Origin of the sequence: Mesorhizobium sp. (assembly GCF_005063415.1) — a bacterium.
GTDB lineage: Bacteria > Pseudomonadota > Alphaproteobacteria > Rhizobiales > Rhizobiaceae > Mesorhizobium.
Genome location: NZ_SUEG01000210.1, coordinates 1 through 6,929 on the forward strand (window position 1 = coordinate 1; position 6,929 = coordinate 6,929).

Annotated in this window: 7 protein-coding genes; all 7 read right to left on the minus strand. The window is 62.5% G+C overall.

The annotated features are described in order from the left end of the window. Positions 1-97: 97 nt before the first annotated feature. Positions 98-1,465 carry a phosphonate ABC transporter, permease protein PhnE gene (gene phnE, locus E5W70_RS29795; protein WP_292664868.1) on the minus strand — a complete coding sequence of 456 codons (1,368 nt, stop codon included), beginning with the start codon at positions 1,463-1,465 and terminating at the stop codon, positions 98-100. A gap of 67 nt (positions 1,466-1,532) precedes the next feature. Continuing rightward, positions 1,533-2,489, minus strand: coding sequence for a phosphonate ABC transporter, permease protein PhnE (phnE, locus tag E5W70_RS29800; protein WP_292664869.1), 957 nt, complete (start codon positions 2,487-2,489; stop codon positions 1,533-1,535). A 152-nt stretch (positions 2,490-2,641) separates the two neighbouring features. Beyond that, positions 2,642-3,550, minus strand: a complete 909-nt coding sequence (gene phnD, locus E5W70_RS29805; RefSeq protein ID WP_292664870.1) for a phosphonate ABC transporter substrate-binding protein — start codon at positions 3,548-3,550, stop codon at positions 2,642-2,644. Between the two features lie 89 nt (positions 3,551-3,639). Continuing rightward, positions 3,640-4,488 carry a phosphonate ABC transporter ATP-binding protein gene (phnC, locus tag E5W70_RS29810; RefSeq protein WP_292664871.1) on the minus strand — a complete coding sequence of 283 codons (849 nt, stop codon included), beginning with the start codon at positions 4,486-4,488 and terminating at the stop codon, positions 3,640-3,642. 168 nt (positions 4,489-4,656) lie between these two features. After that, a complete protein-coding gene (locus E5W70_RS29815; protein WP_292664872.1) occupies positions 4,657-5,367 on the minus strand; it encodes a DUF1868 domain-containing protein in 711 nt (236 codons plus the stop codon). Between the two features lie 159 nt (positions 5,368-5,526). Continuing rightward, positions 5,527-6,144 carry a DapH/DapD/GlmU-related protein gene (locus E5W70_RS29820; RefSeq protein WP_292664873.1) on the minus strand — a complete coding sequence of 206 codons (618 nt, stop codon included), beginning with the start codon at positions 6,142-6,144 and terminating at the stop codon, positions 5,527-5,529. Beyond that, positions 6,141-6,848: a phosphonate C-P lyase system protein PhnL gene (phnL, locus tag E5W70_RS29825; protein WP_292664874.1), complete on the minus strand. Its 708-nt coding sequence runs from the start codon at positions 6,846-6,848 to the stop codon at positions 6,141-6,143. Before phnL ends, E5W70_RS29820 begins: the two co-directional genes overlap by 4 nt. Positions 6,849-6,929 lie beyond the last annotated feature (81 nt).

Sequence of the window (6,929 nt, forward strand, 5' to 3'; positions counted from 1 at the left end):
TGACATCCGATCTCCCCCCTTGCGGGGGAGATGTCCGGCAGGACAGAGGGGGGTGCTGGCCCGCCCACCTCTCGCGAGATTTCGCCGCAGGGATGAGTCAGCCCTGGCCGGCCTGGATCCGGTTGTAGTCGTGGATCGTCCTGCTCATGCGGCGGCGCAGGAAATTGGAAATGTTGTCGAAGATGAAAACGACGAGCAGGACCAAGAGCACCATGTAGAATACATTGGCCCAGTTGGAGTTGGTGCGCATCGCCTCCCAGAGCTTCAGGCCGATGCCACCTGCACCGACGGCGCCGATGATCGTCGCGCCCCTGGTGTTGGATTCCCACTGATAGAGTGTCTGGCTGATGAAGACCGGGATCACTTCCGGCAGCACGCCATAGCGCTGCACCAGCAAGCCGTTGGCGCCGGTCGACTGGATGCCCTCGCGTGGCTTGTCGTCGATGTTCTCGAGGCCTTCCGAATAGACTTTGCCGAGCGTGCCGATCTCGGTGAAGAAAATCGCGGCGCTGCCGGCAAGCGGGCCCGGGCCGAAGGCGCGGGTGAAGAACAGCGCCCAGATCAGCATGTCGACCGAACGCATGAAATCGAAGAACCGCTTTAGCACCTGGCTAAGCAGGCCGCTCGGGGTGATGTTGCGGGCGGCGAAGAAGGCGAGCGGGAAGGCAACGATGCCGCCGAGCAAGGTGCCGAGAAACGCCATGACGATGGTCTGGAACAGCTTCGTCCAGACGTCGCCATGCTGCCATTGGGCGTTGTTCCAGATATTGTCGGCGGCCAGCGCAATGTTTGATGTGCCCGGCTTGAGCTGGGGTCCGGACATCAGCAACGAGACCACCTCGCCGGGCGACTTGCCGAAGAAGGGCGAGCGTGTGTCGAAGACGAAATTCGCCCAGCCGAGGAAGCGCTTGCGGACCTTGACGCGATCGGCGGTTATTCGGACCTCGCCGGCAAAGCCCATCCTGGCGACGATCTCATCGTCGTGCGCAGTGATCCACTCCGGCACCGGGCCGGATATTACCGGTTTGCCGCTGGTCAACGACACCGGCACCGCCTGGCCATTGGCGACGAGCGTCGCCTCGGCCTTATCGAAGGTGACCGATTTGGCCCGGCCGTCGATCAGGACGGTGTAGGAACCGTTGGCATTGGTGATGACCCAATCGGGATGAGGGTCTTCGCCAAGTGCGGAAAACCGCGGGTATTTGGGCGTGATCTGAGGCTGGTCGAGACGGAATTCCGGCTGCAGATCGTAGCTGATCCATTGCGTCAGGAAGAGCGGCAGGCGCTCCCAGTGCGATTCCCTCAGCACTTGCGGCAGGCTGAAGAACCACAAGGCGTAGAGGAGGTAGAGCAGGATGCCGGCGAACAGGACCAGCGGGCCGAAGCGTTTGTACAGGGGCCGCCGGAACACTTGGGGAAAGCGCTCCTCGATCGCCTGCATCTCATCCGTCGTCAACGCGGCCATGGGCAGTCTTCTTGTTGATTTGCCATGATCTTTTCCAAAAACCGGAATCCACTTTTTGGGATCATGGTCAGGCGCCCATCATGAATGCCTGCTCGCCGACGAGCTTGCGGCGTAGCCAGGCGGAAAACTGGTCGACGAGGAAGATCGTCGTGAACAGCAGCAGCACCAATGCCAGCGTCTTGGCGCCGAAACCGCGCGAGATGGAAAGCTTCAGTTCCTCGCCGATGCCGCCACCGCCGACCGCGCCGATGATGGTCGAGATACGCACATTGATCTCGATCCTGAGCAGCGTGTAGGACATGAAATTGGGCAGCACCTGCGGCAGGCCGGCGAAGCGCACGCGCTCGAACCAGTTGGCGCCGACCGCGCGCAGGCCTTCTTCGGCGCGCATGTCGATGTTTTCATTGATCTCGTAGAAGAGCTTGCCGAGGGCGCCGATCGAATGCAGGCCGATGGCGATGATGGCTGCGACCGGGCCGGTCGAGAGGATGGCTGCGAACAGGCCGGCAATGACGATCTCCGGGAAGGCGCGAAGCAGTTCCATGAAGCGCTTGACGACGAGCCTGAGCACCGGACTGGGTGTCAAGTTGCGCGCCGCGATGAAGGAGAAGGGCACCGCAAGGACGAAGCCGATGAAAGTGGAAACCAGCGCCACGTTAAGCGTGGTGAGCATCAGCTCGAAATATTCGGGTAGATAAAAGCCGCCCCAGAGATAGACGCGGCCAAGCGGGAAGTTGAACTCCTGGCTGCCCTTGTCGTGCGGCGATGCGATGTCGAACAGCGCCCGCCAGACGTCGTTCCAGTCCTTGGGAACAAGCCAACTAAGGAAATCCAGTATGTGCGGCAGCCGCTCGAAGAAATGTCCTGCATTGGCCTCGTCGGCGAACCACATGGCTGTGCACATGGCGACAAGCAGTAAGCCGATGCCGAGCGCCGTGTAGAACCGGCGCAAGGACGTCTGGCGTCGCCAGGCGTCTGCTGCCTGCCGGACCGCGTCTGAACGAATTGTAGCGGCGAAGGTCATACGGGGTCACGAGCGGACTCGACCGCATCGGCCCGAAAGTCGAAGTTCGACTTTCGGAAAGCACGATGCGGCATCTAAGTGTTAGAGCGTACTTTGTACGTCCAACTGGACGCACGTCGCTCTAATGGACGCCGCCCTTTCCGCAATTGTCGTCAGCCGCCGATCGCGGCTTTGCGGGCTTCGACGATGACGCTGTAGAAGTCCGGCTTCACCGGAACGTAGCCGGTGAAATCGCCGCCTTCGATGGCCTCGAAGCAGGGCTTGTCCTTAGCCGGCAGGCTGGTGAAGAAGTTGGCGAGCTTGGCAGTCATATCGCCGCCGAGCGCGGTGCGCACGACCAGCGGGCCGTTCGGGATCAGGCCGGAGCGCCAGACTTCGACGAAGTCGTTGGGGTCGACGGCGCCCTTGGCGACTTCCTTGTGGAAGGTGCCGGACGTGTAACCGTTCTTGAAGTCGCCGATGCCCGAAGAATCGTCAACCGCCACGTCGACCTTGCCGTCGCGGACGGCGAGAACGTTGTTCTCGTGACCACCATTGAACTGCGTCGAGGCGAAGAAGGTTTCGTTCGAAGCGCCGGTGTCCTTCGGGATCTGGGTCAGCGGGATCAGATAGCCGGAGGTCGAATCCGGGTCGGCATAGCCGAGCTTCTTGCCCTTTGCCGACTTGATGTCGGTGATGCCGGACGACTTCAGCGCCAGGCCAATCGAATAATAACCGGTCGCGCCGTCGGTCTGCTGGGTGGTGAGGATCGGGGTGACGGCGTTCGGATCCTTGAGATAGACGCTGGCATAGCCTGACGCGCCAAGCTCGGCTAAATCGAGCGTGCCGCCGAGCAGGCCCTGGATGACCCCGTCATAGTCGGCAGCCGGGAACAGCGAGACCTTTTCGAAACCGAATTCGGTCTTCAGATGATCGGCGAGGCACTGAAAGTTGCGCAGCCGGTCCGCTTCGTTTTCACCACCAAGGATGCCGACGCGGAATTCCTTGATATCCTGGGCGTGAGCGGCACTTGCCGCGATGGCGAACAATGAAACCGCGCCGAAAACCATCTTCCTGAACATTATCTCTCTCCTGTTGGTCCCGGCCTCGCGCCGGTAGCGTTCGAATTTTTGACGAGTGCCTTTGACGCGGGCGAGCGATCAGGCCGTTCTCAGTAACCAGGAAACGCTGGCTCGAGCGGTCCGGCGGATGCAGCGATCTTCTGTTTGACGGCGACACTGGTCGAGGTGATGGCCTCGGAGATTTCGCCGCCATTGCTGTCGGCGCCGTAGACCATGCGCACGGCCTCGCGGTTGAGGTCTTCGGGCGGGCCGTCGAAGACCACCTTGCCGGCGGCCATGCCGATAATGCGGTTGCAGTAGGTGCGGGCCGTATCAAGCGTATGCAGATTTGTGATGACGGTGATGCCTTCGCGCAAATTGATGTCCTGCAGCGAATCCATCACCACCTTGGCGTTGAGCGGGTCGAGCGAGGCGATCGGCTCGTCGGCGAGGATGACCTTCGGCTGTTGCATCATGGCACGCGCAATCGCAACGCGCTGCTGCTGGCCGCCGGAAAGGGTGCCAGCAGGCTGCAGCGCGGTGCGGGCGATGTCGAGGCGCTCGAGGGCTGCAACCGCCTCGGCGCATTCGCTGCGGGAAAACATGCCGAACAGGTTGGACAGGGTCGAGCGGTGGTTGAGCCGGCCGAGCAGCACATTGGTCAGCACGTCGAGGCGCGGCACCAGGTTGAATTGCTGGAAGATCATGGCGCAGTCGCGCTGCCAGCGCCGGAGCGGCGAGCCGCGCAACCTGGAGACCTCGACGCCGTCGAACAGGATGGATCCCTGGCTCGGATCGATGAGGCGGTTGATCATGCGCAGCAGCGTCGATTTGCCGGCGCCGGAGCGGCCGATGATGCCGACCATCTGGCCTTGCGGAATGGAGATGTGAACATTGCTGACGGCGGTGTTCTTGCCGAACCGTCGGGTGACGCCGCGGATTTCGAGCGTAGCTGACATGGTGCAGGCTCCCGTCCAGTCGCAATTGAAGGTCTGTTAACTCTCGCTAGCGCAGCCGCATGAACCTGCGGTGTCGGATTGATGTCAGTTTTGTTACCGCCCACAGGCACGTCGAGCGGGGGAAGGGAGTTCATCCAAACCGCCGCTGTCCGGGCGGCGGGCATGGGATCAGCCGAGCACCAGCAGCTCCTCGAAATGCTCCATGTCCCTGAAGCTGCAGAAGGCGGGTGGCCGCAGCTCGATCACCGGAGCCTGCCGGGCAAACAGCGAGAGGCAATCGTCGAACAGATCCCGCCACGCGGATGCCCTTTCGTCGTCGAGACGACGGATCTGGTAGGCGAAAGTGATGTGGAAGACGTAAGCATCGTGATCAGGGTGCCGGTATCCGAACGGCACCGACAAGGCATCGCGCCAGGCGTTCATAATGCGCACGTCCTCATCGGTTGCGCCGGCAACGGTCAAGCCGGTCGGCACGACATCGACGACCTTGATCTTGAAGGCGCTGCGGCCTTCGAAGCCGTTCAAGTGTTCCCGATAGAGGCGGGTCATGTCGTCAATGCTGGTGTCGAGCGGCACGTCCTGCGGCCAGTAGGGAAGGCGGTGGCGATGTTCGATGATGCCCTGGAAGAGCGTCATGTGCAGGCTGGAAACCGTAGTGAAAGCAAGCCGATCGGCGTCTGGCATTGCGCGCATCTGCTCGCGAACGTCGATGACCGCCGCTTCCGAGGCGGCACCGCCGGCAAGATGGCAGACCACAGTGTTGCCGGGCTCGAAGAGAAAATTTCCCGCAGTGTCGTAGCGCGTGCCTAGATGCAGCGGAGGGGCCGGATTCGAGCCCGCAAAGAATCCGGAGAGTGACGGTTTGATGGAAACAGGCATTGCGATCTCCAGAGGAAGAGACCGCGTCCTGTCCGAGTCATGTGTCAGGGGTGTGAATGGTGAATGGTGAATGGTGAATGTGAATGGCGATAAAGAAGGCGTCCCTGAGCCTCGAAGCCTATTCTCTGCCGCCATTCACCATTCACAATTCACCATTCGCTAGCCGCCATGCTTCTCCAAAAACGCTTCCGCCGAAAGCGCGCGAAAATCGTCGAGCGCGACGCGCAGCCTTGCATGGTCCCAGTCCCACCATGCGAGCGCCTGGTAGCGTTCCGCAGTGCGGCGGTCGAAGCGTTCGCGGATCGGCTTGGCCGGTACGCCGCCGACAATGGTGTAGGGGGCCACATCCTTCGAGACGACCGCCCCGGCACCGACCGCCGCGCCATCGCCGACGGTGACGCCGGGCAGGATGGTCGAGCCGTGGCCGAGCCAGGTGTCGTGGCCGATGGTGACGCGTTTGGCGCGGCGCTGGGCGAAGAATTCGCTCTCGTGCTCGACGTCGTCCCAATAGTCGGAGGCGCGGTAGGTGAAGTGATGCAGCGTCGGTCGCCAGGTCGGATGATTGGTGGCGTTGACGCGGACGCTGGCGGCGATGTTGGCGAACTTGCCGATCGTCGCGCACCAGACGGCGCAGTCCTGCATCATGTAGGAATAGTCGCCGAGAATGCTTTCCGAGACACGACTGCGCTCGGCGATCTCAGTCCAGCGGCCTAGCGTCGAGTTCTCGACTTCCGCCGTCTCGTGGACCAGCGGCGCCTCCGACAATTTCCTCGTCATGCGGCGATTTTCCCCGCGGCGAAGGCGGTCACGTCGATGACGCGATCGGCCACAGCCTCGCGCACGTCGTGATCGTGGAAGATGCCGAGCAAAGCGACGCCCGCCGCCTTCTTGGCGGCGATCCGGGAAATCACCACGTCGCGGTTCCTGGCATCGAGCGAAGCGGTCGGCTCGTCGAGCAGCAGGATCGGGTGCTCGGTGATGAAGCCGCGCGCGATGTTGACGCGCTGCTGTTCGCCGCCGGAAAACGTCGCCGGCGGCAGCGCCCAAAGCTTCTCCGGCAGGTTCAACTGCGCCAGCAAGGCGCGCGCCTTGCCGCGCGCTACTTCGCGCTCTTCGCCGCGCTCGACCAGCGGTTCGGCCACGACATCGAGCGCCGAGACGCGCGGTACAGTGCGCAGGAACTGGCTGACATAGCCGATCGTGAGCCGGCGCACAGCTAGCACGGTGCGCGGGCTGGCCGAAGCTAGGTCGATCAGCCCGTCCTCGTGCTGGACGATGATCTGGCCTGCGTCGACGGCATAATTGCCGTAGAGCATTTTCAGGATCGAGCTCTTGCCGGCGCCGGACGGGCCGCCGAGCACCGAGCATTCGCCGGCCCTGATCGCGAACGAGACACCGGCGACCACCGGCAGTTTGATGCCGTCGCGCAGATGCATGGTGAAGCTCTTCGCGACATCGGAGACAACGAGCGGGGTTGCCATCAGAAGGTGCTCCAATCGTCGTTCGTTGGCGGGACAGCACCCCCGTCTGGCCTGCCGGCCATCTCCCCCTCAAGGGGGGAG